General features: G+C 64.1%; 23 protein-coding genes and 1 riboswitch. Of the genes, 17 read left to right on the forward strand and 6 right to left on the reverse strand.

What is annotated here, in order from left to right; genetic code table 11:
- Window positions 1-48 precede the first annotated feature (48 nt).
- From fliE to JMY24_RS21575, 5 genes are all read left to right on the forward strand, one after another.
- Window positions 49-399, forward strand: coding sequence for a flagellar hook-basal body complex protein FliE (gene fliE, locus JMY24_RS21555; RefSeq protein WP_128592522.1), 351 nt, complete (start codon window positions 49-51; stop codon window positions 397-399).
- 239 nt (window positions 400-638) lie between these two features.
- Window positions 639-1073: a flagellar export chaperone FliS gene (gene fliS / locus JMY24_RS21560; RefSeq protein WP_128595986.1), complete on the forward strand. Its 435-nt coding sequence runs from the start codon at window positions 639-641 to the stop codon at window positions 1071-1073.
- On the forward strand, window positions 1070-1396 hold the full coding sequence (locus tag JMY24_RS21565; protein WP_013589910.1) for a flagellar protein FliT: 327 nt from the start codon (window positions 1070-1072) through the stop codon (window positions 1394-1396). The genes fliS and JMY24_RS21565 overlap by 4 nt, the downstream gene beginning before the upstream one ends.
- A gap of 67 nt (window positions 1397-1463) precedes the next feature.
- Window positions 1464-2927 (forward strand): flagellar hook-length control protein FliK, encoded by a 1464-nt coding sequence (gene fliK, locus JMY24_RS21570; RefSeq protein WP_201702862.1) that lies wholly within the window; start codon window positions 1464-1466, stop codon window positions 2925-2927.
- On the forward strand, window positions 2927-3286 hold the full coding sequence (locus JMY24_RS21575; RefSeq protein WP_128595984.1) for an EscU/YscU/HrcU family type III secretion system export apparatus switch protein: 360 nt from the start codon (window positions 2927-2929) through the stop codon (window positions 3284-3286). The genes fliK and JMY24_RS21575 overlap by 1 nt, the downstream gene beginning before the upstream one ends.
- A 35-nt stretch (window positions 3287-3321) precedes the next feature.
- Here JMY24_RS21575 and JMY24_RS21580 read toward each other — a convergent pair whose 3' ends face one another.
- Both JMY24_RS21580 and JMY24_RS21585 read right to left on the reverse strand, forming a co-directional pair.
- Window positions 3322-4740, reverse strand: a complete 1419-nt coding sequence (locus JMY24_RS21580) for a coniferyl aldehyde dehydrogenase (RefSeq protein ID WP_128595983.1) — start codon at window positions 4738-4740, stop codon at window positions 3322-3324.
- A 138-nt stretch (window positions 4741-4878) separates the two neighbouring features.
- Window positions 4879-6588, reverse strand: coding sequence for an isovaleryl-CoA dehydrogenase (locus JMY24_RS21585; RefSeq protein WP_201702863.1), 1710 nt, complete (start codon window positions 6586-6588; stop codon window positions 4879-4881).
- 464 nt (window positions 6589-7052) lie between these two features.
- Here JMY24_RS21585 and JMY24_RS21590 point away from each other — a divergent pair, with 464 nt between their 5' ends.
- Both JMY24_RS21590 and JMY24_RS21595 read left to right on the forward strand, forming a co-directional pair.
- Complete coding sequence (locus JMY24_RS21590) at window positions 7053-8705, forward strand: GMC family oxidoreductase (protein ID WP_128595982.1); 1653 nt, start codon at window positions 7053-7055, stop codon at window positions 8703-8705.
- 195 nt (window positions 8706-8900) lie between these two features.
- The gene (locus tag JMY24_RS21595) at window positions 8901-10769 is read left to right on the forward strand and encodes an OmpA family protein (protein WP_201702864.1); all 1869 of its coding nucleotides are present in this window, start codon (window positions 8901-8903) and stop codon (window positions 10767-10769) included.
- 62 nt (window positions 10770-10831) lie between these two features.
- Here the strand turns inward: JMY24_RS21595 and JMY24_RS21600 are convergent, their stop codons facing one another.
- Window positions 10832-11782, reverse strand: a complete 951-nt coding sequence (locus tag JMY24_RS21600; protein WP_128595981.1) for a LysR family transcriptional regulator — start codon at window positions 11780-11782, stop codon at window positions 10832-10834.
- Between the two features lie 188 nt (window positions 11783-11970).
- On the opposite strand from JMY24_RS21600, the gene JMY24_RS21605 reads away from it, so the two are divergent.
- The 10 genes from JMY24_RS21605 to JMY24_RS21650 all read left to right on the forward strand — a co-directional run bounded on the left by JMY24_RS21605 (window position 11971) and on the right by JMY24_RS21650 (window position 23012).
- Complete coding sequence (locus tag JMY24_RS21605) at window positions 11971-12780, forward strand: glycosyltransferase family 2 protein (RefSeq protein ID WP_128595980.1); 810 nt, start codon at window positions 11971-11973, stop codon at window positions 12778-12780.
- Window positions 12781-12864: 84 nt separating this feature from the next.
- Window positions 12865-13001, forward strand: a riboswitch (S-adenosyl-L-homocysteine riboswitch).
- Window positions 13002-13033: 32 nt separating this feature from the next.
- A complete protein-coding gene (gene ahcY, locus JMY24_RS21610; RefSeq protein WP_128586130.1) occupies window positions 13034-14455 on the forward strand; it encodes an adenosylhomocysteinase in 1422 nt (473 codons plus the stop codon).
- A gap of 154 nt (window positions 14456-14609) precedes the next feature.
- Window positions 14610-14963 carry a phage holin family protein gene (locus JMY24_RS21615; RefSeq protein WP_006052549.1) on the forward strand — a complete coding sequence of 118 codons (354 nt, stop codon included), beginning with the start codon at window positions 14610-14612 and terminating at the stop codon, window positions 14961-14963.
- A gap of 11 nt (window positions 14964-14974) precedes the next feature.
- A complete protein-coding gene (gene metF, locus JMY24_RS21620; protein ID WP_128595979.1) occupies window positions 14975-15805 on the forward strand; it encodes a methylenetetrahydrofolate reductase [NAD(P)H] in 831 nt (276 codons plus the stop codon).
- Between the two features lie 305 nt (window positions 15806-16110).
- On the forward strand, window positions 16111-17739 hold the full coding sequence (locus JMY24_RS21625) for an ABC transporter substrate-binding protein (protein ID WP_128595978.1): 1629 nt from the start codon (window positions 16111-16113) through the stop codon (window positions 17737-17739).
- A 150-nt stretch (window positions 17740-17889) separates the two neighbouring features.
- Window positions 17890-18900, forward strand: coding sequence for an ABC transporter permease subunit (locus tag JMY24_RS21630; RefSeq protein ID WP_006052552.1), 1011 nt, complete (start codon window positions 17890-17892; stop codon window positions 18898-18900).
- An 8-nt stretch (window positions 18901-18908) separates the two neighbouring features.
- The gene (locus JMY24_RS21635; protein WP_020070785.1) at window positions 18909-19826 is read left to right on the forward strand and encodes an ABC transporter permease subunit; all 918 of its coding nucleotides are present in this window, start codon (window positions 18909-18911) and stop codon (window positions 19824-19826) included.
- Window positions 19827-20831 carry an ABC transporter ATP-binding protein gene (locus tag JMY24_RS21640; RefSeq protein ID WP_128595977.1) on the forward strand — a complete coding sequence of 335 codons (1005 nt, stop codon included), beginning with the start codon at window positions 19827-19829 and terminating at the stop codon, window positions 20829-20831.
- Window positions 20828-21847 (forward strand): peptide ABC transporter ATP-binding protein, encoded by a 1020-nt coding sequence (locus JMY24_RS21645; protein ID WP_128586135.1) that lies wholly within the window; start codon window positions 20828-20830, stop codon window positions 21845-21847. Before JMY24_RS21640 ends, JMY24_RS21645 begins: the two co-directional genes overlap by 4 nt.
- Window positions 21840-23012 carry a TraB/GumN family protein gene (locus tag JMY24_RS21650; RefSeq protein ID WP_201702865.1) on the forward strand — a complete coding sequence of 391 codons (1173 nt, stop codon included), beginning with the start codon at window positions 21840-21842 and terminating at the stop codon, window positions 23010-23012. Before JMY24_RS21645 ends, JMY24_RS21650 begins: the two co-directional genes overlap by 8 nt.
- A 13-nt stretch (window positions 23013-23025) precedes the next feature.
- Here the strand turns inward: JMY24_RS21650 and mazF are convergent, their stop codons facing one another.
- Genes mazF through JMY24_RS21665 form a run of 3 tightly spaced genes read right to left on the reverse strand, consistent with a single transcriptional unit; the run spans window position 23026 to window position 25570 of the window.
- Complete coding sequence (mazF, locus tag JMY24_RS21655; protein WP_128595975.1) at window positions 23026-23388, reverse strand: type II toxin-antitoxin system toxin MazF; 363 nt, start codon at window positions 23386-23388, stop codon at window positions 23026-23028.
- Window positions 23388-23771: a type II toxin-antitoxin system antitoxin MazE gene (mazE, locus tag JMY24_RS21660; protein WP_236597470.1), complete on the reverse strand. Its 384-nt coding sequence runs from the start codon at window positions 23769-23771 to the stop codon at window positions 23388-23390. Before mazE ends, mazF begins: the two co-directional genes overlap by 1 nt.
- Window positions 23768-25570 (reverse strand): tetratricopeptide repeat protein, encoded by a 1803-nt coding sequence (locus JMY24_RS21665; protein WP_128595974.1) that lies wholly within the window; start codon window positions 25568-25570, stop codon window positions 23768-23770. The genes mazE and JMY24_RS21665 overlap by 4 nt, the downstream gene beginning before the upstream one ends.
- Window positions 25571-25677: the final 107 nt, after the last annotated feature.

A 25677-nucleotide genomic window follows, 5' to 3' on the forward strand; every position in this document is an offset into this window, starting at 1 on the left:
CCAGATCGGTACGGTTTGGTCGTGCCGCTCGTCATTCCTGGAGAGAACATGACTTTGCCCGTGAACGCGCTTTCGTCGGCGCTGCAACAATTGCAGTCGATGGCGGCGCACGCCGCCGGCGGCAGCACCGCCGCGACCGGCGCTTCGGCCGCAGGCGAGTCCGGCGCGGCTACTACCGGCGGTTTTGCGTCGGCACTGAAGGCTTCGTTGGACAAGATCAGCGGCGATCAGACCAAGGCGGTCGGCGAATCGCAGGCGTTCGAGCTTGGCGCGTCGAATGTGTCGCTGAACGACGTGATGGTCGACATGCAGAAGGCGAACGTTGGCTTCCAGTTCGGCCTGCAGGTGCGCAACAAGCTGGTGTCCGCCTATAACGACATCATGCAGATGCAGGTCTGAACGAGGCCGTGGCCGCGGCGGCAAGAATGTTCCGCCCGCCCGGCTGCAACTGCCCGCGTGACACGCGCCGCGCGGCCCCCAAGGGGATCGCGCGACCTGGCCCCTTAATCCTCCTTACACCGGCCTAAAGCTTTTTCGCTGCGTATCCGATAACCAGATACAGGCATGAATCGGGGTGCGCTTACGCATCGCGATGGGCTGCCACGACCAACCGTAGTTGCAATTGAGGAGGAGCGCCGATGTTTTCCCCAGGACACTCTGGAGCCAATGCGTATGCACGCGTGGGCGTCGAGACAGGGGTGATGGGCGCGAGTCCGCATCGTCTGATCGTGATGTTGTATCAGGGGGCCCGGCAGGCAATCGCGCAAGCGCGGATGCACTTGCAGCAGGCCAATGTGCCCGGTCGTGGAGAGGCGATCGGCAAGGCGATTCAGATCGTCGAAAGCGGGCTGCAACAGTCGCTCAACCTTGAGGTGGGCGGCGAGATTGCACAGCGGCTGAACGCGCTATATAGCTATATGTCGCGCCGGCTGCTCGAAGCCAACATAAAAGAGAGCGAGGCAATGCTGGTCGAAGTAGACGGCCTGCTGGCTACGCTCGAAGAGGCATGGATCGGGATTGCCCCGGAGATAGCGCGGATGGCTGCTCAGCCGGCCGCGGAAAGCATGAGATGACATCGAACGCAGAATACTTTGCCCGCTACGAGGCCATTGCAGCGTTGTCCTGCCGCATGTTGATGGCTGCCCGACGTGCCCTGTGGAACGATCTGGTCCACTTGCAGGATGAATACCGGCTGCTCGTCGACGCGCTGAAAGAGGCGGAGACGGGCGTCAAGCTCGACGAGACGGAACGCCTGCGCAAGTACGCGCTGATCCGGCAAATCCTCGCCGACGACGCCGCGATCCGCGACCTGGCCAATCCGAGCCTCGCCAAACTGTCGGCGTTGTTCGGGGGCCGGCCGTCGCGGGTGCTCAAGGAGTTGTACGGGGCGCGCTGAGGGTGACCGCAAGGCGTCTGATTGTGTGAATTGAGCGCGTTGCCGCCAATGTGATCAAGGAATCGGCATGAACGGAATCGACACGGCCGTCGCATCGCTCCTCGCGACCCGCGTCGACAGCCTGCTCAACATTGCCCCCGGCAGCGCGGCCACCACGCAGACGGGCGCGGCCGATGTCGAGACCGCGCCGGCAACGCCGGCTCCGGTCGCTCCTTCTGCGCCGCAGCCTTCCGCGCAGACCGCGCTGTCCGCCGTCGCACTGACGCTCAATGCGATCGTGCGCTCCGGCGGCGAGGCGACGCCCGCTATCGTCGGGCAGTTGCCGATTTGGCCCGCCGCTCCCGCACTCGACGTCGAGGTGGGCGCTTTGCCGCTCTTCGACGCGCCTGCTCCGTCCAACATCGCTTCCAACGCCGCAGCTTCCGCGGCCACCGCCAATGTCGCGGCGGCCCAGGTGCCGGTGGCGGCGCTCGCAGCCGCGCTCGCGCACACGGTCGGCGACAGCGGCCTCTTCTACGAAGCGCACCTCGCGCAATGGCTGAGCGGCCAACGCTCGCCGGAGACACTCGCCAGCGAAGCGCAGAACAAGCTCGTCGCCGCCGCCGCGCAATTGCCGCTGAACTGGACAGGCGATACCGCCGACGCGTCGTCCGCGCAAGCTCCGGCGAGGCAAGGCATGGGCGCCACGCCGCACGGTTCAGCCGGCGCGGCCGATGCCGGCAGCGCGAATGCGGCGAATCCGAATGCCGCCAACACCGCCGGCCGCCCGATGCCGTCAATCGACACCGCGCAGGCCGCGCGCTTCGTCGCCGGTGAAGTGCTGGCGAGTTCCCTCTCGGACCTGAACGGCCAAACGCCCCATGCCGGCCTGCATAACGCAGCCTCCCCAGCGGCTGACGGCGGGTCGCAGCAGAATCCGCAGGCGGCCGCGGTACATCCCGCGACGGTGCCGCTCGTGCGCCAGCAACTGGATCTGCTCGCGACCGGCCAGTTCCGCTGGACCGGCGAAGCATGGCCCGGCGCGAAGCTCGACTGGACCATCGAGCAGGAAGGCGACGAGTGGGACCGTAGCGGCGGCGGCACCGCAAGCGAGGACGATCAGCCGTGGCGCACGCGCCTTACATTGTCGCTGCCGACGCTCGGCACCGTCGACGCCGAATTGACGTTGACCGGCATGCGCCTCGTCGCGCGTGTGCAGGCGAGTCCCGGCGGCGCGGCGCGTCTCGCGATGCAGGGCGAAAGTTTTCGCCAGCGGCTCGCGGCGGCGGGCATTCAGCTCAACGGTTTGACGATTCGCGAGATCGGCGGCGGTGCGCCTGCCACGGGCGCGGCGGCAGCTGGCGCCGCGGCTGCGGCTCAGGCAGCGGCGTCGGCGTATGCGCGGTCGGCTTCGGCGGCGAGTCGGGCGGACGCCGCGGCGTCTGCGGCGTCGGGGGGCCCGGCAAGTGCCGCGGCCGGAAAAAGCCGTCGCGCACCGCACGCGGCTAATGCCGCGACCGCGCCGCTCGACGACTTCGACTGGGACATGTGATGAGCCGCAAACATCGCCGCAGCGCGGCTGCGCTCGTCTACGACTCACAAGGCGGCGATCCGGCGCCACGCGTGATCGCCAAGGGCTACGGCATGCTGGCGGAGATGATCGTGCAGCGCGCCAAGGAAGCCGGCCTCTATGTGCACGAAGCGCCCGAAATGGTCTCGCTGCTTATGCAAGTGGACCTCGACGCGCGCATTCCGCCGCAGCTCTATCAGGCGGTGGCGGAATTGCTGGCGTGGCTGCACCGGCTGGAAAGCGAGCCGGCACAGGCAGCGCCTGGCGCCGCCCGCACTAGCGCGGACGATGTCACCGACGTGGTCGCGGTCGATATCGAGGGCGCAGCAGGCGCGCGCTAGGTACCCGTCCGGTCAAGCCACGCAGCCGGCCCTGCTCAAAACCGCATCATCAGTTTCAGCAGCGCGTTGACGCGCCGGCCATACGGCGGCGCGATCCATGCACGCGCGTTCAGACGCGCCTGCGTCAGAACAGGCTTCATCTTCGAGAAAGTCACGAAGCCTTCATAGCCGTGATACGCGCCCATTCCGCTTGCTCCGACGCCGCCGAACGGCAGGCTTTCGCACGCCAGATGCATCAGCGTTTCGTTGACCGCCATGCCGCCCGCAATGGTTTCGTGCGTGACCCGTTCGATGGTGGCTGCGTCGTCCGCATACAGGTAAAGCGCAAGCGGGCGTGGCCGGGCATTGATCCACGCGATCGCTTCGTCGAGCGTGTCGTACGGCACGATAGGCAGTAGCGGGCCGAAGATTTCCTCCTGCATCAGTTCGCAATGCTGCGGCGCGTTAGTGACGGCGATCAGCGGAAAGCGGCGGCTCCCGGCGTCCGGCGCGCTGTCGGTCAGGGGATGCAGTTGCGCGCCGGCGGCCTGTGCTTCGTCGGCCAGACGCTGGAGCCGCGCGAAGTGGCGCGGCGAAATGATCGACGTGTAATCCGGGTTGCGCGCGAAGCCGGGATACATCTTTGCCATCCGCGTGCGCGCGCGTTCGACGAACGCCTGTTCCTTGCCGCGCGGCACGAGCACGTAGTCCGGCGCGATGCAGGTTTGCCCGGCATTGAGCGTCTTACCGGCGACGAGGTTGTCCACGGCATTGTCGAACCGCGCATGCGCGCCGATGATCGCCGGCGACTTGCCGCCGAGTTCTAGCGTAACCGGCGTCAAATGCTCGGCGGCGGCGCGCATCACTTCGTGGCCGACCTTCGTCGAGCCGGTGAACAGCAGATGATCGAAGGGCTGCGCGCTGAATGCGGCGGCGAGCGCGGCGTCGCCGTTCACTACCGCAACGTGATCGCGGGCAAAAGTCTGGCCGATCAGCTGCTCGAACATCGCCGAGGTGCGCGGCGTCAACTCGGACATCTTGACGATCGCGCGATTGCCGGCGGTCAGCGCGCTAATGAGCGGTCCGGCCGCGAGCAGCACCGGATAATTCCACGGCACGATAATGCCGACCACGCCGAGCGGCTGCGGTACCACTTTCGCGCGGGCCGGCAACAACCATTTGTTGGTGCTGCGGCGCTGCGCCTTCATCCACCGTTTGCCGTGCCGCAGCGCGGCGTCGATTTCTTCCTTCACCAACAGAAATTCGGCGAGCAGCGCTTCCTGCTTCGCGCGATTGCCGAAGTCGGCACTCATCGCATCGGCTAGCGCGTCGCGGTTGTCGAGCAGGACTTTGCGCAGCGCTTTCAGATGCGCCGCGCGCGTTTCCCATGACGGATACGGCGCACGCAAATAAGCGTGACGCTGATCGCGAAGCAATGCGTCTAGCGCGGCGACCTCGGGCAGATCGTTCTTCATTGTTCACCACTCCCTGATGAAAGATGCACTGTCGCGCCGCGATTATTGGGTGTCGTTGCGGGCTGCTTTTCGTTGCTTGCCGCGCCGGGGGCGACAGGAAGTCCCCCGGAGAGTCCATCAGGCGTGCGGCTTCGAGATTCAACCCGGAAAGGCCCGCTCGACGATCGCCGCATGATCGAACGTGGCGGGCAGCGTGCCGTAGACGCGGCTGCTTTCGCCGCAGCCGCTAGCGAGACGCGTGGCGATGAAAGCCTCGGCGACAGCGGCGGGCGCATGCTTGACGAGCAACGTGGCCTGCGCGATCAGCACGATCTGCTGTGCGATGCGCCGCGCCGAGGCTTCGCGATGCTCTGCGGGACCATGGAGCGCCGCGGCAAGCTTGCCGAGCGCGGCGCTCAACGCCGGATGCGCGGCGGCATCCACTTGCCATTGCGCGAAGAGCGCTTGCGCCGCTTCCGGCTCGCGCTCCATCGCGCGTAGCACGTCGAGACACATCACGTTGCCCGAGCCTTCCCAGATCGAGTTGACGGGCGCTTCCCGATAAAAGCGCGCCATCGGACCGGTTTCGACATAGCCGTTGCCGCCCCACACTTCCATTGCCTCGCCGGTGAATTCGAGCGTGCGCTTGCAGACCCAGTATTTTGCCGCGGGCGTGACGATGCGCCGCCATGCGCGCTCGGCGGATGCTTCCGCCGGGTTCGCAGCAGACGTTGTCGAATCCGCATCAGCGGATTGCTCGAACGCGTGGGCAAGCCGCATGAACAGCACGGTGGCCGCTTCCGATTCCAGGGCGAGGTCGGCGAGCACGTTGCGCATCAACGGTTGATCGACGAGGTTGCGGCCAAACGCGCTGCGATGGCGCGCATGATGGATGGCCTGCACGAGCGCCGCGCGCATCAGCGCTGCGCTGCCGATCACGCAATCGAGCCGCGTGTAATTCGCCATTTCAATGATGGTCGGCACGCCGCGTCCTTCGTCGCCGATCATGATGCCGAACGCGTCGAAGAATTCGACTTCGCTGCTGGCGTTCGAGCGGTTGCCGAGCTTGTCTTTCAGACGCTGGATCTGCACTGCGTTCTTGCTGCCGTCCGGCGCGAAGCGCGGCACGAAGAAGCACGAGAGGCCAGCGTGATCGTGCGTGCGTGCGAGTACGAGATGGGCGTCGCATTGCGGCGCGGAGAAGAACCACTTGTGGCCTACCAGTTCGTAGGCGCCGCCGCGGCCGCCGGCTGCGATGGCACGCGCCTGCGTCTGATTGCTACGCACGTCCGAGCCGCCTTGTTTTTCGGTCATGCCCATACCGATCATCGCGGAGATTTTTTGCGTGAGCGGCAGGTCGCGTGGATCGTGCTCACGTGCGTAGAGTTTGTCGCGAAGCGTCTCGAACAATTGCGGTTCGCGCTGCAATACCGGAATGCTGGCGAACGTCATGGTCAACGGGCAAAGAGACCCCGATTCGATCTGCGCATGCAGAAAATATCCGGCGCAGCGCGCGGCCATCGCGCCGGGCTGCGGATCGGAGAACGGCAACGCGTGCAGCCCCCCGCGACGCAGCAGCGATAGCAACTCATGCCACGCGGGGTGAAACTCCAGCGCGTCGATGCGCTCGCCCCGCGGGCTGTGCGTGAAAAGCTCAGGCGTGTGGCGGTTGGCTAGTTCGGCGAGCGCGAGCGTCTCGGGCGTGGTGAGCGCCGCGCCGTGCCGCAACAACGCATCGCGATGCCATGCGGCGCCGTCGCGTTCTAGCGCGGCTGAGAGCGCGGCGTCGCTCGAAAACAGGTTGTAGTCCGCGAGCGGCGGCACCTGGTTGGTGACCTCGTGGGTCTGGCCGAAGCTATGGCGTTGCATCTGCTGTCTCCGTTCGCCGTGTGTTCGACGGCGGTTTGCCCGCGTGGGGTCATCGCGCCGTCGGTGGCCTTTGCGTTCGCTTGTTCACGTTCCGCTTAGGGCTCTTTGATCGCTCGTTGACGGCCCGTTCGTGGCCCGTTTTTGACCTCGCTCTTCGCGATTGGTCGCCGCCCTCGCGGACGGGTCTGCGGCCCAAATCGGCGCGACGCCGTTTGATCGCTGCATCTCGGCAGCGTGGGAAAAGCGTGACGTCCCCGGGCGCTGTTTGAATGCCGCACGCGGCCGTCCGGCGGGGCCGTGCGGGACTTTCATCATAGGGTCGCGGCGGCGCCCATGTTTAGAGTAATCGCTCTGACGCGAAGCCGCCGCGGCCTCCGAACGCTCCCTACAATGCCAGTGAAACACACGTAGACAAGTGTGCACGAGACAGGGTCCGCGAGCAACGCGGGCTATCAGGAGGAGCGATGGAATACGACTACATCATCGTAGGCGCCGGCTCGGGTGGGTGCGCCCTCGCGAGCCGTCTCGCGGACAACTGTCCGGACGCAACGATCGCCCTCATCGAAGCGGGGCCGCACACGAACCGCAACCCGTTGGTCAATATGCCGGTCGGCGTCGCGGCGGTCGTGCCGAACAGGCTCAAAACGAACTACGGCTATCTGACCACGCCGCAACCGGGTCTCGCCGGCCGCCAAGGCTATCAGCCGCGCGGGCGCGGCTTCGGCGGATCGAGTGCGATCAACGCGATGATCTACACGCGTGGTCATCCGCTCGATTACGACGAATGGGCGGAACTGGGCTGCGACGGCTGGTCCTGGCGCGACGTGCTGCCGTATTTCCGCCGCGCCGAGGGCAACGAACGCGGCGCCGACGCGTGGCACGGCGACAGCGGTCCACTCACCGTGTCGGATCTGCGCTACCGCAATCCGTTTTCCAGGCGATTCGTGCAGGCCGCGATGGAAGCCGGCTACAAGCCGAACGACGATTTCAACGGCCCGGACCAGGAAGGCATCGGCTTCTATCAGGTCACGCAGCGCGATGGGCGCCGTTGCAGCGTCGCGCGTGCGTATATCTACGACCGCGAGCGCGCCAACCTGCATACCATCGCGGACGCCACGGTGCTGCGCGTCGTCTTCGAGCAAAAGCGCGCTTGTGGTGTCGAAATCGTGAGCGGCGGGCGTCGGGAGACGCTGAAAGCGCGCGCGGAAGTCGTCGTCGCGGCGGGCGCCTTCAACTCGCCGCAACTGCTGATGTGCTCCGGCGTCGGGCCGGCCGCGCATCTCCAGGCGCATGGTATCGAGGTGTTGCACGATGCGCCGGAAGTCGGGCAGAACCTGATCGATCACGTCGATTTCACGATCAACAAACGCGTGTCGTCGATCGAGCCGACGGGCTTTTCGGTGCGTGGCATCGCGCGAATGGTGCCGCAGTTCGTCACCTTCATCCGGCATGGACGCGGCATGTTGTCGAGCAATGTCGCGGAGGCGGGCGGTTTCCTGAAGAGCAAGCCGACGCTCAAACGGCCCGACCTGCAACTGCATTTCTGCGCGGCGCTGGTCGACGATCACAACCGTCATATGCATTGGGGGCACGGCTATTCGCTGCATGTATGCGTGCTGCGGCCGTTCAGCCGGGGCGCCGTGACGCTCGCGAGCGCGGATGCGCGCACGGCGCCCGTGATCGATCCGTGTTTTTTCAGCGATTCACGCGATCTCGACCTGCTGGTGGAAGGCGTGCAGATGGCGCGGCGCATTCTCGATGCGCCGTCGCTCGCGCTGCATGGCGGTCGCGAGTTGTACACGCGCGCGGGCCAGACCGACGCGCAATTGCGCGAGACCATCGCGCGCCATGCGGACACGATTTATCACCCGGTCGCGACCTGCCGGATGGGCGGCGACGCGCGCTCCGTTGTGGATCCGCAATTGCACGTGCGAGGCGTCACAGGACTGCGGATCGTCGATGCATCGGTGATGCCGACGCTGATCGGCGGCAATACGAATGCGCCCACGGTAATGATCGGCGAGCGCGCGGCCGAGTTGATCGCGGCAAGCCGTCGGAGGCCGCAGACGGCGACAGTGAAAGCGTCAACCGTGGCGCCTGCGGGCAACGCGGCATGAATCCATCGCCCCACGCTCCGCCGATCAGGCCGAACACCCGGCTTTTCGATGCCAAAAAGGAGATAAGTCAGGCAAACGTCGTTTAAATCGTCATAAATTGTGCCATTCGGTTTATGAGACTTCCCGCTGCCTATAATCGCCGCGCAAAAACGGTCGCGTCAGGTGGCGAGTCCGGAAACTCAAGGAAGCGAAGGCATGAGTATCAATTTGGTTCACGCGATCCAGTCGGCGTTGACGGACGAGGTGGTCGGGCAGCTGGCAGCACGCATCGGGTTGCCGCCTGAGGCGGCGCGCTCGGTGATGAGCACGGCGGCACCCGCGCTGCTCGCGGGGCTGATGCAAAAGGCTGCGACGCTCGAGGGCGCGCGCTCGCTGTTCGCCACCGTCGTCTCGCCCGATGTGAACGCGAGAATCGCTGAACAGTTGCCGCACCTGACGGGGAGCACGGGCGGCGTCAGCGAACTGGAAGGCGCGGGGCGCGGTTTGCTCGAACGTTCGCTGGACCGCCGCGCCGAGTCGCTCAGCGACGAAGTCGCCGCGCAAACCGGCGTGCCGGCGCACGCCACGCATGCCATTACGGGTATCGTCGGTGCAACCATGCTGGGCGTGTTGAAACAGCACATGCTCAAAAGCCAGGGCAACGTCGGTCAGTTGCCCGCGCTGTTGAGCCATCAGATGCCGCTCATCGCACCGTATCTGAACGATCGTCTGCTTGCCGCGCTCGGCCTGGGCAGCATCGGCACTTTCGCCGGGAGCGTGCTCGCACAACTGAAGGCCGTGTCGGCGCATATCGAGCAGCCCACGCCAGCGGCAAAGCCCGCACCGGAGGTCACTGCCGCGGTCCACGTCCCGGCGGACGCGGTGGTCGGCGAAAAACGCCGCTCGCATGCGTGGCTGTGGTGGCCGCTACTGGCGATCATCGCCGCCGCAATGGCGCTGGTCTATCTGTTTCCAGGCGGCTTCCAGCGCGGGCAATGGGGTGGCGGGGCGGCGGTGGGCGCAGACGCAGAACATCGTGGCGCCGCGCGGACCGCTTCGGCGCCGGTCGCGGCGTCAGTTGAACTTACTGCGGTGGCTGCTTCGAGCGATGCCGCGGCGTCTACTGCAGCAGGTGCAGTCGCCGCGCTTGATGCCGCGAGTTCTGCGGCTGGGGGTGGGGCTTCTGCCTCGGCTGCGGGTTCGCCTTCCACGAGCGGCGTCAGTGCGGCAAGTGCCGCAAGTGTCGCCAGCGCTACTAGCGCCGCACGTCAGCCGGGCGTGGCCGCCGCGGCGACGAAAGACAGCCAGCTTGCTTTCACGGTCGGCGAAAGCGGGAAGCCGACGCTCACCGCGACGGTTGGCAGCGAAACAGAAAAAACCGAGCTTGTGGATGAACTGACGAAGCGCCTCGGCCAGTACAACTACGCCGCAAATATTGCCGTCGATCCGGCAACGAAGCCCGCCGGCTGGCTCCCGCGTCTCGACGGCCTGATGCCGCTGATGAGCGTGCCGGGCGCGGAACTCAGAGTGGACGGCACACATGTCGAACTGAGCGGCGCAGCCGCCAATGCAAAACTCGGCTGGCTGAACACGCTGAAATCGCTGTTCGGCGCTCCCTATGAAATCGGCACCTTCGACGCAAACAACGCGGTCCAGCAGGCAACGGCGAACTTTCGCAGCGCGATCAAGGTGCTGCTAGCGCCCGGCGCTACCTGCGCCGCAGCCGATGTCGCCAAGGTGCTGAACCTACAGGTGATCAATTTCACGAGCGCGAGCGCGCATGTTCCCACGTCGGCAGCGGAAGACCTGAACCAGTCCGCGCGCGTGCTCAACGCGTGTGCGCGCAACGGCCGGGCGGCGAAGCTCGAAGTGGCGGGATACTCGGATAACGTGGGCGGCGAGCAGGCTAATCTGCAACTGTCGAAGCAGCGTGCCGAGGCGGTTCGTACGTACCTCGTCAAAACCGGCGCTCCGGCAGATTCGCTGAGTGCTCAGGGCTACGGCCAGGCGCGCCCGATCCGGACCAACGATACTGCCAGCGGACGCTTTGCCAACCGCCGCATCAAGTTCGTTACGCAGCAATAAGGCCGGCGCTGCTTGCACGTAGGTAACGACACGCCGCCCGGGTCACGCCGGGCGGCGTGTTGTCATTCGGAACGCGGTGTTTGAAGCGGCGCGGCAATGCCGGTCAGGCCGAGCATCAGATCGTCGCCGGCACGACCGGGCAGCGTCTCGCGCGCCACGTCGAGCCAGGCACGCGCGGCATGCGACAGATAACCATTGCGGCGCCAGCCAATCGCCATTTCCCATGGAATTTCCGGCTCGGCGACCGGCCGGCACGTGAACTGCGCAGCATCCAGTCGCCGGCAATAGGGCGCAGGCAGCAGCGCAATGCCGACGCCGGCCAGCACGAGCGCCGCCATGAAATCCCAATGTCCGCTGCGGCCGACGATAGTCGGCGCGAATCCCGCGCTGCGGCACGCGCTGAGCACCACGTCGTTGAGCGCGAGGCTTTCGCCGTAGAACACGAACGGCTCGTCGGCGAGCTGGGCGAGCGGCACCTCGCGAAGCTCGTCCCACCGCGAGCCGGCGCGCGCGACGAGCCAGAGCAACTGGCGAGTGATCGGCAGCACGTCGATATTTTCGGGGTCCACCGGCTGGAGAACGCCCCCGAGTTCCAGCTCTCCGCTGATGAGCGCGGTTTCGATTGCGCGGGAGCCCTGCTCGAAAAGCTTCAGTTCGATTTTCGGGTAGCGCTGGCGGAACGTGGCGATAGCGGGTGTGAAGAGCGAACCGCCCATCGGCGGAATGCCGATGGTGAGTTCGCCGTGACCGAGCGTGCCGAGGTCGTTCAGCTCGGCTTGCAACTGCGCGTGCGCGGCAAGCACCTCCTGCCCGCGCTGATAGACGATGCGGCCGGCGTCGGTGAGCACCATCTGTCGGCCGTCGCGCAGCAACAGCGGCGAGCCGATCTCGTCTTCGAGCGACTTCACCATCTTGCTGATGGTCGGTTGGGTGACGAACATCTGCTCGGCGGCGACAGTGAAGCTCTGCTGACGAACGACTTCGACGAAATAGCGCAGCGCACGCAGTTCCACTATCGGGCTCCGGATTCCATATTGGAATGAACTCGCAGATTGTAAGTCATCGTATTTATGGCGGCGAGGATTGGCGAAAGCGGCTTTCAGGCAGACGCATGCAGTCCGCGATTTCGAGACGGGTCTTCCGACGCCCGCGCTACCATCGCCAGTTTTGCCGCGACCGCCGCCCGCCAAAGCTTCCGCCCATGACGCCCGCTTCCCCGATTTCCGTCGTTATTCCCTGCTACAACGGCGCCTCGACGCTTGCCCGCGCTCTCGAAAGTTGCCGGCTGCAGCCGGAGGCGGCGCAGATTATCGTCGTGGACGACGCATCGACCGATTCGTCCGCCGAACTCGTCCTTCGGTACGCGCGGACCGACTCGCGCGTCGCGCTGCTGCGCATGCCCTGCAACGGCGGCGCAGCGCAGGCGCGCAATTGGGGCGCGCTGCATGCGTCGCACGATCTGCTCGCCTTCCTCGATGCCGACGACGAATACCTGCCCGGCGCATTGGCTGCAGCAAGCACGTTCCTGGCGCAGAACCCGAAGCAGGTATCGGTGCGCCTCGACGTCGATTACGTTGGTTTTCCTGATGAAATCACCGGTCACCAGGACTTCGCGCAGCATGCGGCGACGCTCAGCAACACGGTGCCGAGCAGTCTCATCGTGCGTCGGGCGGCGTACGCGGCGCTCGGCGGCTTTCCTATGGACGACGCGTTTCGCCGTATCGGCGGCGAGGACGGCGCATTTTCGTGGGCGCTGCGCGAGCTTTTCGGCAATCCGCGGCTCGCGGACATGAAGCGCGTGCGCATGCATTACCACCCGGGCATTCACGCTGAGCGCTATTTCCGCATTGCGTTTGGCTGGCTGACGCCGGATCCCGCCGACGTCGCCGACGCTTTCCGCTTTTCCCGGCAGTTCCTCGACAGAGCGCGAGCAGGCATCGTCCAGTTGCACGGCGCGCAGATGACCGCCGAAGCTGGCGCGCATGCGGCAGGCGGCATGGCCGCTGTGTGAGCCACCCAAAAGCCCACCCTGAAAGCCCGCCCCAAACCGATCCTCGCGCCCCGAAGCCATCTCGATTTGCTACAATCGCCGTTCGTCTTCGAGGAGCGTTGCGACGGGTACCGCGAATCAGCATATTCGCCGGCCGCCCGCCAGGCTCGAAGGCTTCAATCGGAAGGATCGGATGCGTATAGCGCTTTTCGATCCACCGCATCGAACCGCGCTCACGTCAAATTTCTAGTCACTACTTAGAAAGGAGGGCGTGATGAACGCCGCAGTTATCGATTCCCAAGCTTCCAAAGACTACATCGTTGCCGACATGTCGCTTGCCGACTGGGGCCGCAAGGAACTCACGATTGCAGAGACGGAAATGCCCGGTCTCATGCAAACGCGTGACGAATACAAGGCGCAGCAGCCGCTGAAGGGCGCGCGCATCGCAGGTTCGTTGCACATGACTATCCAGACCGGCGTGCTGATCGAAACGCTGACCGCGCTCGGCGCGGACGTGCGCTGGGCATCGTGCAACATCTTCTCGACGCAGGATCACGCCGCCGCCGCAATCGCCAAGGCCGGCACACCGGTGTTCGCGTTCAAGGGCGAGTCGCTCGACGAATACTGGGAGTTCTCGCACCGCATTTTCGAATGGCCGAACGGCGAGTTCGCGAACATGATTCTCGACGACGGCGGCGACGCGACGTTGCTGTTGATCCTCGGCTCGAAGGCCGAGAAAGACCGCTCGGTGATCGCCAAGCCGACCAATGAGGAAGAAGTCGCGCTGTACAAGTCGATCGAGCGTCATCTGGACGCCGACCCGACGTGGTACTCCACGCGCCTCGCGCACATCCAGGGCGTGACGGAAGAAACCACGACCGGCGTGCATCGTCTGTATCAGATGGAAAAGGAAGGCCGCCTGCCGTTCCCGGCAATCAACGTCAACGACTCGGTCACCAAGTCGAAGTTCGACAACCTGTATGGCTGCCGTGAGTCGCTCGTCGACGGCATCAAGCGCGCGACCGACGTGATGATCGCGGGCAAGATCGCCGTGGTAGCCGGTTACGGCGACGTGGGCAAGGGCTGCGCGCAATCGCTGCGCGGTCTCGGCGCAACCGTGTGGGTCACCGAAATCGATCCGATCTGCGCACTGCAAGCGGCGATGGAAGGCTACCGCGTGGTGACGATGGAATACGCGGCGGACAAAGCCGACATTTTCGTCACGGCAACGGGCAACTACCACGTGATCAACCACGATCACATGAAGGCGATGCGCCACAACGCGATTGTGTGCAACATCGGTCACTTCGATTCGGAAATCGACGTGGCGTCGACGCGTCAGTACCAGTGGGACAACATCAAGCCGCAAGTCGACCACATCATTTTCCCGGACGGCAAGCGCGTGATTCTGCTGGCTGAAGGCCGCCTCGTGAACCTGGGCTGCGCGACGGGCCACCCGTCGTTCGTGATGTCGAACTCGTTCACGAACCAGACGCTCGCCCAGATCGAACTGTTCACGCAAGGCGAGAAGTACGAGAACCGCGTGTACGTGCTGCCGAAGCATCTGGACGAGAAGGTCGCGCGTCTGCATCTGGCGCGCATCGGTGCGAACCTGACCGTGCTGTCGGACGCGCAGGCGGGCTACATCGGCGTCGACAAGAACGGTCCGTTCAAGCCGAACCACTACCGCTACTAAGTACGCGCGTTCCGGTAAGCCCTTCGCGCGTAAGTGCGAGGGCAGCCTGAAAGCATACGTGATGGTGTGACGACGGGGCGGCGCTTAGGCGCCGCTTTGCTCGCCATGCCTGCCTCTTTCGTTCAACGGACATCCTGCCTGCAAGGAGCTTTACATGACCGTTCTGCTGACCTGGCTGATCAATGCACTGGCGCTGCTGATCATCACCTACCTCGTTCCGTCGATTCATATCCGCAGCTTCGGCACCGCGTTGATCGTCGCGGTAGTGCTCGGACTGATCAATACGGTCCTGCGGCCGGTGCTGATTCTGTTGACGCTGCCCGTCACGATTGTCACGCTCGGACTCTTCATTCTGGTGGTCAATGCGCTGTGCTTCTGGCTGTGCGCGTCGCTGCTGAAGGGTTTCGAAGTGTCGGGTTTCTGGTCGGCGTTCTTCGGCTCGATTCTGTACAGCATCGTTTCATGGCTGCTGTCCGCGCTCATTTTCGGCAACCGCAGTCTCGGTTGACACACTGAACCATGAACCCGATCGAACTTTCATTCGAATTCTTCCCGCCGAAAACGCAGGAAGGCGTCGACAAACTGCGCGCAACGCGTGCACAACTCGCTTTACTCAAGCCCAAGTTCGTGTCCGTCACGTTTGGCGCGGGCGGCTCGACGCAACAGGGCACGCTCGATACCGTCGTCGATATGGCGAAGGAAGGGCTGGAGGCGGCGCCGCATCTGTCGTGCATCGGCTCTTCCAAAGAGAGCTTGCGCGCGATTCTCAACGAGTACCGCGCGCATGGCATTCGCCATATCGTCGCGCTGCGCGGCGACCTGCCGTCCGGCATGGGCGAAGTCGGCGAGTTGCGTTATGCGTCGGAACTGGTGAGCTTTATCCGCGCCGAATTCGGCGACTGGTTCTGGATCGAGGTGGCCGGCTACCCGGAATATCATCCGCAGTCGCGCTCGCCGCGCCACGATCTCGAAAACTTCGCCCGCAAGGTGAAGGCCGGCGCCAATTCCGCGATCACGCAGTACTTCTTCAACGCGGACGCGTATTTCCGTTTTGTCGACGACGCAAGGAAACTCGGCGTCGACGTGCCGATCGTGCCGGGCATCATGCCGATCACGAACTTCTCGCAACTGATGCGCTTCTCCGAGATGTGCGGGGCTGAAGTTCCGCGCTGGATCGCGCGCCGGCTGGAGAGTTTCGGCGACGACCGCGAGTCGATTCGCGCGTTCGGGCTCGACGTGGTGACCGACCTGTGCAAGCGTCTGACCGACGCGAAGGTGCCTGGTCTGCATTTCTATACGCTTAACGGCGCCGCGGCGACCACGGCGATCTGCGAGCGGTTGGGCGTTTGAGCCGCTGACTCGTCGTTGTTGCTGGTTGTTTTGCCCGGGCCGTCGCGCGGATCGATGCGCGGCGGCTCTGGCAAGTTGTCTCTGTTCCAACGCCTTCTCCAATCTCCAATCAGGACAACTCGAAACGATTCCACAGGAATCGCTGCGATGTCCTACTCTGAAAGTCATTCGAAAGAGGTCTCGAAATATCCGCGCAGGCGCGCCGGCTGCGGCGTCGCGGATAATTTCCTCTGCTTGTGACACCGGGGAAAGCTCAGTAATATCGCGCTACGCTGGCGTCAGCCAGCCCCGAACCTGGAGGAAACATGAAGCAAAACAACCTGTTGCGCGCCGCGCGTGTTACGACGCTCGTCGCAGCTGCAGCGGCATCGCTGGTGGGTGCGAACAGCGCGCACGCCGAGATTCCGAACAAAACACTCGTTTACTGCTCAGAAGGCAGCCCTGCGGGTTTCGATCCGGCCCAATACACCACGGGCACCGATTTCACGGCCAATACGTTCACCGTCTATAACCGCCTCGTCGAGTTCGAGCGTGGCGGCACCAAGGTCGAGCCGGGCCTCGCCGAAAAGTGGGAAGTTTCCGCGGACGGCAAGACGTACACGTTCCACCTGCGTCATGGCGTGAAGTTCCAGACCACGTCGTTCTTCAAGCCGACGCGCGAATTCAATGCGGACGACGTCATCTTCACGTTCGAGCGCATGCTCGACGCGAACCAGCCGTTCCACAAGGCCTACCCGGTGCAGTTCCCGTACTTCACCGACATGGGTCTGGACAAGCTGATCACGAAGGTCGAAAAGGTCGATCCGTACACGGTCAAGTTCACGCTGAAGGAAGTCAACGCGCCGTTCATCCAGAACCTGGCAATGGAATACGCGTCGGTCCTGTCTGCTGAATATGGCGATCAGTTGCTGAAGGCCGGCAAGGCCGCCGACATCAACCAGTTCCCGGTCGGCACGGGTCCGTTCATTTTCCGCAGCTATACGAAAGACGCGACCATCCGTTTCGACGGCAATCCGGATTACTGGAAGCCGAACGCGGTCAAGATCTCGAAGCTGATCTTCTCGATCACGCCGGACGCCGGCGTGCGCGTGCAGAAGTTGAAGCGCGACGAATGCCAGGTGATGAGCTATCCGCGCCCGGCCGATATCGCGCCGCTGAAGGCCGAATCGAATCTGGCAATGCCGTCGCAGCCTGGCTTCAACCTGGGCTACCTCGCGTACAACGTGACGCACAAGCCGGTCGACAAGGTCGAAGTGCGTCAGGCGCTCGACATGGCGATCAACAAGAAGGCGATCATCGACTCCGTGTACCAGGGCGCAGGCCAGGCCGCCACGAACCCGATGCCGCCGACCCAATGGTCCTATGACAAGAACCTGAAGGGCGCATCGTACGACGCGGAAAAAGCCAAGGCGCTGCTCGCGAAGGCCGGTTATGCGAACGGCTTCGAGATCACGCTGTGGGCGATGCCGGTGCAACGCGCATACAACCCGAACGCACGCCTGATGGCGGAAATGATCCAGGCCGACTGGGCCAAGATCGGCGTCAAGGCGAAGATCGTCACGTATGAATGGGGCGAGTACATCAAGCGCGCACACGCAGGCGAGGACGACACAATGCTGATCGGCTGGACAGGCGACAATGGCGATCCGGACAACTGGCTCGGCACGCTGCTCGGCTGCGACGCGGTGAACGGCAACAACTTCTCGAAGTGGTGCCACAAGCCTTTCGACGATCTGATCCAGAAGGGTCGTTCAACGTCCGACCAGGGCGCGCGCACCACGGCATACGTGCAGGCACAGCAGATCTTCGCGCAGCAACTGCCGTTCTCGCCGATCGCTCACTCGACGGTCTACCAGCCTGTCAGCAAGAAGGTGGTCGACATGCGTATCGAGCCGCTCGGCTACGCTCGCTTCGACGGCGTCAGCGTCAAGTAAGGCGCCAGATATTGCGTCAGGCAAGTCGTAAAATTCGCGCAGTACGCTTTTCGCACGGTTAGAAAACTGGTCGAAATGGTCCGGCGACCGGGGTCACGAGCCCTCGTCGCCGGTTGCGTTTTTTCTTCATCAAGACCATAGGGACGAACCATGTTCCGCTTTGTTTTGCGCCGCATCGGCATGGTGATACCGACGTTCATCGGCATCACGATCCTTGCATTCGCGCTGATTCACCTGATACCGGGCGACCCCATCGAAGTGATGATGGGCGAGCGCGGCGTAGATCCGGCGATGCATGCCGCGGCTATGCACCGTCTAGGGCTCGACGAACCTCTGCCGATGCAGTACGTCCACTACATCGGCCGCGCGCTGCACGGCGATCTCGGCACTTCTATCATCACCAACACGAGCGTCATGGGCGAATTTCTCGCCCGTTTCCCCGCCACCGTTGAACTGTCGATTTGCGCGATGCTGTTCGCGCTGATCGTCGGCCTGCCGGCGGGCGTGTTCGCGGCGCTCAGGCGCGGCACGGCGGTCGATCACGGCGTGATGGGTACAGCGCTGACCGGCTATTCGATGCCGATCTTCTGGTGGGGCTTGATCCTCATCATGGTGTTCTCGGTCAAGCTTGGCTGGACGCCGGTGTCGGGCCGCATCGCGGTCGAATACGACATTCCGCACGTGACCGGCTTCATGCTGATCGACGCGATGATGTCCACCGACGAAGGCGCGTTCAAGTCCGCACTGAGCCATCTGATTCTTCCCGCCATCGTGCTCGGAACGATCCCGCTTGCGGTCGTCGCTCGCATGACTCGTTCGTCGATGCTCGAAGTGCTGCGAGAAGACTACATCCGCACCGCGCGCGCGAAGGGTTTGTCGCCGGGGCGAGTGATCGTCGTTCATGCATTGCGCAATGCGTTGATTCCGGTGGTGACGGTGATCGGTCTGCAGGTCGGTACGCTGCTTGCGGGCGCGGTGCTGACGGAGACACTCTTTTCGTGGCCGGGCATCGGCAAGTGGCTGATCGATGCAATTGGCCGTCGCGACTATCCAGTCGTGCAGGGCGGTATCCTGATGATTGCCACACTGGTGATCTTCGTGAACCTCGTCGTCGATCTGTTGTACGGCGTGTTGAATCCGCGCATTCGCCATACGAGGTGATTTCGGAAATGGCAGACATACAAAACACAGTCCCCACAGCAGTAACTCCGCCTAGCGGCCGCGCTATCGCCGCTCGCGAATTCTGGGCGAATTTCTCGCGCAATCGCGGTGCGGTTGGCGCCGGCATCGTCGTTTTGCTGCTGATCGTCGTGGCGATTTTCGCGCCGCTCATCGCGCCGCATAGCCCGATCGAACAGTACCGCGACTTCGTGAAGATTCCGCCTGCATGGCTCGAAGGCGGCAACTGGCGGTTCGTTCTCGGCACCGACGAAGCCGGCCGCGACATCCTCTCGCGTCTGATGTACGGCGCGCGGCTGTCGTTCTGGATCGGCTTCGTGTCGGTGGTGCTCGCGCTGATTCCGGGCGTCGTGCTCGGCCTCATCGCGGCATTCTTCGAGAAGTGGGCCGACACGCCGATCATGCGCATCATGGACGTGCTGCTCGCGCTGCCGTCGCTGCTGCTCGCGGTGGCGGTGGTCGCGATCATCGGTCCGGGCCTCGTCAATACGATGCTGGCAATCGCGATCGTCGCGTTGCCGGGCTACGTGCGTTTGACGCGCGCTTCGGCGCAAGGCGAGTTGCAGAAGGAATACGTGACGGCTTCGCGAGTGGCCGGCGCCGGCACTTTGCGTCTCATGTTTTCGCAAGTACTGCCCAACTGCACCGCGCCGCTGATCGTGCAGGCAACGCTCGGTTTCTCGTCGGCGATTCTGGATGCGGCGGCGCTCGGTTTCCTCGGCCTCGGCGTACAACCGCCGTCGGCGGAGTGGGGCGCAATGCTGGCCTCGGCGCGTGATTACATCGACAGCGCATGGTGGATCGTCACGATGCCTGGTTTGTCCATCCTGATCTCGGTGCTCGCCATCAATCTGCTCGGTGACGGGCTGCGCGACGCACTCGATCCCAAACTGAAACGGATGGCATAAATGGACAATCTACTGACCATCCGCAATCTGGCGGTGAACTTCAACGGACTGCCCGCTGTCGACCGGATCAATCTCGACGTCGCGCCGGGCGAAGTGCTCGGCGTCGTCGGCGAATCGGGTTCGGGCAAGAGCGTGACGATGATGGCGCTGATGGGCCTGATCGACGCCCCCGGCAAGGTCACGGCGGACGAAATCAAGTTCAACGGCCGCGATCTGCTGAAGGCATCGGCGAAGGAACGCCGCAAGATCATCGGCAAAGATATCGCGATGGTGTTCCAGGACGCGCTCACGAGTCTGAATCCGAGCTACACGGTCGGCTATCAGATCAAGGAAGTGCTGAAACTGCACGAAGGGCTGCGCGGCGCCGCGCTCGACAAGCGCGCGCTCGAACTGCTCGATCAGGTCGGCATTCCGGACGCGAAGAGCCGCATTGGCGCGTTTCCGCATCAGATGTCGGGCGGCATGAACCAGCGCGTGATGATCGCCATGGCCATTGCCTGCAACCCGAAGCTGCTGATCGCCGACGAGCCCACCACCGCGCTCGACGTAACGATCCAGGCGCAGATCATGGAATTGCTCATGCGCCTGCAAAAGGAGCGCGGCATGGCGCTCGTGCTGATCTCGCACGATCTCGCGGTGGTGTCCGAGGTCGCGCAGCGCGTCGCGGTCATGTACGCTGGCGAAGTGATCGAAACGAACAAGGTGCCGGATATCTTCGCCGCGCCACATCATCCGTACACGGAAGCGTTGCTGGCCGCGATTCCCGAGCATAACGTGGGCGCCGTGCGTCTCGCTGCTTTGCCGGGCATGGTGCCGGGGCGCGACGATCGTCCCAAAGGATGTCTGTTCGCGCCGCGCTGCAAGTACGTGGTCGACGATTGCATGAAGGCGCGGCCCGCGCTTGCGCCGATGCAAGGTCACGCCGAAGTGGCGCGCGTGCGCTGCATCAAACCCCTGAACCTGAGCGGCGACGCGAACGTTCACACCCGTGGAGGCGCACGATGAACGCAGTACTCGAAACGCGGCGCCAGTCGGACCATGCGGGCGATCACGTGCTGGTCGCCGACAAGCTCGCGCGTTACTACACGGTCAAGCGCGGCATGTTCGCAACGGGCACGGTGAAGGCGCTCAACGGCGTGTCGTTCGCGCTCGAACGCGGCAAGACGCTCGCCGTGGTCGGCGAATCCGGTTGCGGCAAGTCCACGCTTGCGCGCCAACTCACCATGATCGAAGCGCCCAGCGCGGGCCGTTTGCTGATCGACGGTGAAGACGTGGCCGGCGCGGATCACGCGAAAATCGCGGCGCTGCGGCGGCGCGTGCAGATGGTGTTTCAGAACCCGTTCGCGTCGCTCAACCCGCGCAAGACTGTGGAGCAGACGCTCGGCGAACCGCTCGCGATCAACTCCCAATTGAGCGCAACGGAACGCGCGGAACGTATCGCTCAAATGATGCGTACCGTCGGCCTGCGTCCGGAACATGCGAAGCGCTATCCGCATATGTTTTCGGGCGGTCAACGTCAACGCGTGGCGATTGCCCGCGCGATGATTCTGGACCCGCAGATCGTTGTCGCCGACGAACCCGTGTCGGCGCTCGACGTGTCGATCCAGGCGCAGATTCTGAACCTGTTCATGGATCTGCAGCAGGAGTTCAAGACGAGCTATGTGTTCATCTCGCACAATCTGTCGGTGGTCGAGCATATCGCCGACGACGTGATGGTGATGTACTTCGGCGGCGTGGCCGAACTCGGCGACAAGAAGCGGATTTTCTCGAAGCCGCGGCATCCGTACACGCGCGCGTTGATGTCGGCTACTCCGTCGATCTTCGAGGCGGATCGCACCATCAAGATCAAGCTGCAAGGTGAGATGCCTTCGCCGCTGAATCCACCGTCGGGCTGCACGTTCCATCAGCGCTGCCCCTATGTGATCGACCGTTGCCGCAGCGAGGAGCCGAAGCTGCGTGAAGTGGATGGCCGTCAGGTGTCGTGTCACCGCGCCGAGGAGGTGGGGGACGTGGATGCCTGATGCGCTGGCGGCGCGTCGTCTTGCGCGCCGCTCGCGTGATGGCGGCCGCCGCGCTGCCTTCACGCGACGCTTGCGGGCGCGTGCACTGACCGGTGCCGCGCTCGTCGGCGTTTGCTCCGTTGTGTATTTCTCCGCGGCACTGGTCGGCCTCGCGCATGCTGCGGGCGCCGCGGCCAATACGCCCGCGGCTGGCGTCAATTCAACCGCGCAAGGTGCGCGTCCCGCATTACCGGTGCCGCACGCGCCGTCGCAGCCACGCGCCGCGCTGCCGGGCTTCAACCCGCCGCCCGCCACACCTGGTACGACTGCGAGCGGGCCGGTGCGCCTGCAACCGGCGCGCATGCCGTTCTACGTCGCGACTCGCGGTACGACCACCATCTACGTTCTGGGCACGCTGCATGTCGGCGATCCCGCCGATTACCCGCCGGCTCAGCCGTTTCGTCCGCCGATCATGGGCGCGTTGGGGGCTTCGCAGACCCTCGCGCTCGAACTCTCGCCGGACGAGCTACTGGTCTCGCAAGACGACGTCTCCAAGTACGGCGTATGCCGCCGCGACTGCCTGCCTGGCCTCTTGCCAGAGCCGCTGTGGCGCAAGCTCGCGTTCCGATTGCGCGGCAATCCCGCGGCGTTGGATGAAATCAAGAAGATGCGCCCGTGGCTCGCGTCGTTGCTGGTCGAAACCTACGACTCGCTCAGCGCCGGCTTGCAGACCGAGTACGGCACTGAAGCGCAGTTGCAGAACGTATATCTGCGTACGCGCGGCAAGATCATCGGCCTCGAAACCCTGCCGCAGCAGATGCGCGCCTTCACCGGGCTCACGCTCGCTCAGCAACGCGAGATGCTCGCGCAGGATCTGATGCAGACGCCCGCGCAAAACGTCGACGACGTGCGGACCTTGCACCGCCTGTGGCGTGTTGGCGATGCGGATGCAATCGCCGCCTGGGAGGCTGCGAAAACCGAAAAGCTGGCGCGCGACAAGCAGGTGTCCAACTCGATCGACGACAGGATCGTGTACGCGCGCAACCGGCGCTTCGTCTCGCGCATGCTGCTGATCGCCGCTCCGAACAAGCCGGTGTTCGTGGCGATCGGCGCGTTGCATCTTGGCGGCCGCAAAGGCGTTCTGCAGCTTTTGCGACAGCATGGGTTTGTGGTGGAGGCGGGGTGAGGCGATGCGCGATCTATGGCGCGGGATCGATTGCGCTGATCACCCGGGCAACGATTTCTTCGACGGTGTGTTTGTCGAGTGTTTCGATGTAACGCGCCGAACCGCCTAGCACGCGGGTGTTGATGTCAAAAGTGCGCACCTGATTGCACACTGCGACGCCGCTCGTATCGTGTCCCGTAACCGGCACCGCAAGCCCCGCGTTGCGCGTGAAATTCCCGCCGCTGGTGACGGGCACCGTCATGCAGACGCCCAGTGCATTGATCTCGGTTGGCGTGATGACGACAAAGCGGTGCCGGTCCTTCATCTCCCGGCCAGCCACCGGGTTCGGGTCGATCCAGTAGACGTCGCCGCGCTGCGGCACATTCCGTTTCACCATTACGCTAGCTCGCCCCCGACAGGGCCTCCGTCACGCGCCCATGCCGTGTCGGCATTCAGATCGGCGATACTGTCGGAGCCTTCAAGCAGTTCCGCAAGGGTGTAACGCTTTGACGTTGACGCAACTGGACGGGCGATTAATTGCCCGTCGGAGACGTCCAATGACATTTGATCTCCGGCATCTACGTGCAAGAGCTTCAGAAGCGCCGGCGGAATCGTCATCACAAGCGCGCCGCCCTGGCGCCGAATTTTAGATGTCACGGCCATGGTCCTTTCTCCGCTCGCTGACGAGCCGTTGATGTGCAACAAATGTAGCACATTTATACGGCACGCCCGGGCGCGCGAAGATTCGTCCAACGCCGCGCTATAGGGTGATTTGCTCATTGGCTGCTCCTTTGCAAAGCCTGCACTACTTCCCCCACCGCCCCCGCCCATTCCCCCAGCACCTTCTGCCGGAACAGCCGCATTCCCGGATACCACGGCGAGTCGCTGTGTTCTTCGAGCCAGCGCCAGTCTGAATTGGCCGGCAGCAGCAGCCACACCGGCTTGCCAAGCGCGCCGGCCAGATGCGCGACGGCGGTGTCGACGGCGATCACCAGATCGAGGTTCATGATCAGCGCGGCGGTGTCTTCAAAGTCGTTCAACTCGCCGCTGAAGTCGTGGGCACGGAAGGCTTGTGGGGCGACGGAGAGTTGCGCGTGCGCCGGGCCCTTCTGCAACGGATACCACTCCACATTGGCGACACCGGCGAGTGCGTGCAGGTCGGCAAGCGCCATTGACCGATAGCGGTCGTTGCCGAAGGTCGGACTGCCCGCCCACACGAGGCCCGCTCTACGGTTCGCATGGCCGGTTTTCTTCAGTTTCTTGCGCCAGACTTTGACCTTGGCGTCGTCCGCGAACAGATACGGCAGTTCGGCCGGGATGGTGGACAACTCGGTGCCGACGCATGAGGGCACGCTCATCATCGGGACCCAGAAGTCGTAGCTGGTTTCCGGCTTGCCGCTGAACACGCAATCTACCCCCGGCATGCGTTGGACAAGACTCAGCAACGGCTCGCGCACGCAGACGTCCACTGTCGCGCCGCGTTCGTGCAGCAAGCGCGCATAACGCAGGAACTGGAAATGATCGCCGAAACCCTGCTCGCCGACGATCAGCAAACGACGCCCCTTGAGTGGCTCGCCGCGCCATTCGGCCACGCCCGGAACCGCGAGCGCTTCGTAATCGCTCTTACGCCAGCGCAGCGCAAACTCGGCCCAACCCTGCTTGAAATCGCCGCGCTTGAGCAGCAGCCACGCAAGGTTCTGATGGGCGTCGGCGTAATGCGGATCGCGGGCGAGCGCCTCGCGATAGAACGTCTCTTCTTCGTCGAGCCGTCCCTGCGCGCCGAGCGAGCCGCCCAGGCACACGAGGTTGGTCGGATTCGGCGCGATTGCAACCGCGCGACGATAGTGCGACTCCGCGCCCGCATAGTCGCCGCGCTTGCCGATCGCACTACCCAGGTTGATGTGCGCTTCGGCGTAGTCGGGACGCAATGCGAGCGCACGCTCGAAACTGGCGACCGCCGCCTCGTGCTCGCCCTGTGCGTTGTGCGCGTTGCCCGTGTTGAAGTGCGCTTCCGCTGAAGCCGGATCGACTCGCAACGCATCGCGATAACACGCCAGCGCTTCCGCAAAACGGCCAAGCTTGCCGAGCGCGGTGCCCAGATTCAGATAGGCATCCACCAGTGCCGGGTTCGACGCGATCGCAAGCCGATACTGCTCGACCGCTTCGTTCAACGCGCCTTGCGCCTGCAAAGCGACGCCGAAATTGTTGCGCGCGTCGGCGAAATCGGGTTGCAGCTGCAACGCCTGGTCGTAACAGATGGTGGCTTCGTCGAGATGACCGAGCGCTGCGGCGGCAAGGCCCCGGTTGCTCCAGCAGGCGGCGTCGTGACGGTCGTATTTGAGCGCGTGGCTCATCAGCGCGGCGGCGTCCGCGTGTTGCCCGCGCTGATAATGCAGTACCCCGAAGTAATGCAAAGCCTGAGAATCCGTCGGCGCGAGCGTCAGGATTTCTCGGTAGATGGAGTCGGCGGTGTCGAGCCTGCCGGCCTGATGCGCATCGAGCGCGGCCTTCACGAGCGAGGCAACGCTGGCTGACGGCGGCGCGGTATGCGCGCCAGTGCGCTGGGATTGACGTTCCATGGAAACCTGCGGGAAAGGCTCCGGCGGCGCGCGCTGCACGCGCCGGCGCGTGTGGATGGGAGATCGCCCTGCATCTTATGATCGGCATCATGGACCGACGATCGGAC

This window comes from Paraburkholderia kirstenboschensis (genome assembly GCF_904848585.1).
GTDB classification, from domain to species: Bacteria; Pseudomonadota; Gammaproteobacteria; order Burkholderiales; family Burkholderiaceae; genus Paraburkholderia; species Paraburkholderia kirstenboschensis.

Coding starts and splice junctions, on each gene's coding strand:
- fliE (WP_128592522.1), top strand. CDS start 49: ATGACTTTGCCCGTGAACGCGCTTTCGTCGGCGCTGCAACAATTGCAG.
- fliS (WP_128595986.1), top strand. CDS start 639: ATGTTTTCCCCAGGACACTCTGGAGCCAATGCGTATGCACGCGTGGGC.
- JMY24_RS21565 (WP_013589910.1), top strand. CDS start 1,070: ATGACATCGAACGCAGAATACTTTGCCCGCTACGAGGCCATTGCAGCG.
- fliK (WP_201702862.1), top strand. CDS start 1,464: ATGAACGGAATCGACACGGCCGTCGCATCGCTCCTCGCGACCCGCGTC.
- JMY24_RS21575 (WP_128595984.1), top strand. CDS start 2,927: ATGAGCCGCAAACATCGCCGCAGCGCGGCTGCGCTCGTCTACGACTCA.
- JMY24_RS21580 (WP_128595983.1), bottom strand. CDS start 4,740: ATGAAGAACGATCTGCCCGAGGTCGCCGCGCTAGACGCATTGCTTCGC.
- JMY24_RS21585 (WP_201702863.1), bottom strand. CDS start 6,588: ATGCAACGCCATAGCTTCGGCCAGACCCACGAGGTCACCAACCAGGTG.
- JMY24_RS21590 (WP_128595982.1), top strand. CDS start 7,053: ATGGAATACGACTACATCATCGTAGGCGCCGGCTCGGGTGGGTGCGCC.
- JMY24_RS21595 (WP_201702864.1), top strand. CDS start 8,901: ATGAGTATCAATTTGGTTCACGCGATCCAGTCGGCGTTGACGGACGAG.
- JMY24_RS21605 (WP_128595980.1), top strand. CDS start 11,971: ATGACGCCCGCTTCCCCGATTTCCGTCGTTATTCCCTGCTACAACGGC.
- ahcY (WP_128586130.1), top strand. CDS start 13,034: ATGAACGCCGCAGTTATCGATTCCCAAGCTTCCAAAGACTACATCGTT.
- JMY24_RS21615 (WP_006052549.1), top strand. CDS start 14,610: ATGACCGTTCTGCTGACCTGGCTGATCAATGCACTGGCGCTGCTGATC.
- metF (WP_128595979.1), top strand. CDS start 14,975: ATGAACCCGATCGAACTTTCATTCGAATTCTTCCCGCCGAAAACGCAG.
- JMY24_RS21625 (WP_128595978.1), top strand. CDS start 16,111: ATGAAGCAAAACAACCTGTTGCGCGCCGCGCGTGTTACGACGCTCGTC.
- JMY24_RS21630 (WP_006052552.1), top strand. CDS start 17,890: ATGTTCCGCTTTGTTTTGCGCCGCATCGGCATGGTGATACCGACGTTC.
- JMY24_RS21635 (WP_020070785.1), top strand. CDS start 18,909: ATGGCAGACATACAAAACACAGTCCCCACAGCAGTAACTCCGCCTAGC.
- JMY24_RS21640 (WP_128595977.1), top strand. CDS start 19,827: ATGGACAATCTACTGACCATCCGCAATCTGGCGGTGAACTTCAACGGA.
- JMY24_RS21645 (WP_128586135.1), top strand. CDS start 20,828: ATGAACGCAGTACTCGAAACGCGGCGCCAGTCGGACCATGCGGGCGAT.
- JMY24_RS21650 (WP_201702865.1), top strand. CDS start 21,840: ATGCCTGATGCGCTGGCGGCGCGTCGTCTTGCGCGCCGCTCGCGTGAT.
- mazF (WP_128595975.1), bottom strand. CDS start 23,388: ATGGTGAAACGGAATGTGCCGCAGCGCGGCGACGTCTACTGGATCGAC.
- mazE (WP_236597470.1), bottom strand. CDS start 23,771: ATGAGCAAATCACCCTATAGCGCGGCGTTGGACGAATCTTCGCGCGCC.
- JMY24_RS21665 (WP_128595974.1), bottom strand. CDS start 25,570: ATGGAACGTCAATCCCAGCGCACTGGCGCGCATACCGCGCCGCCGTCA.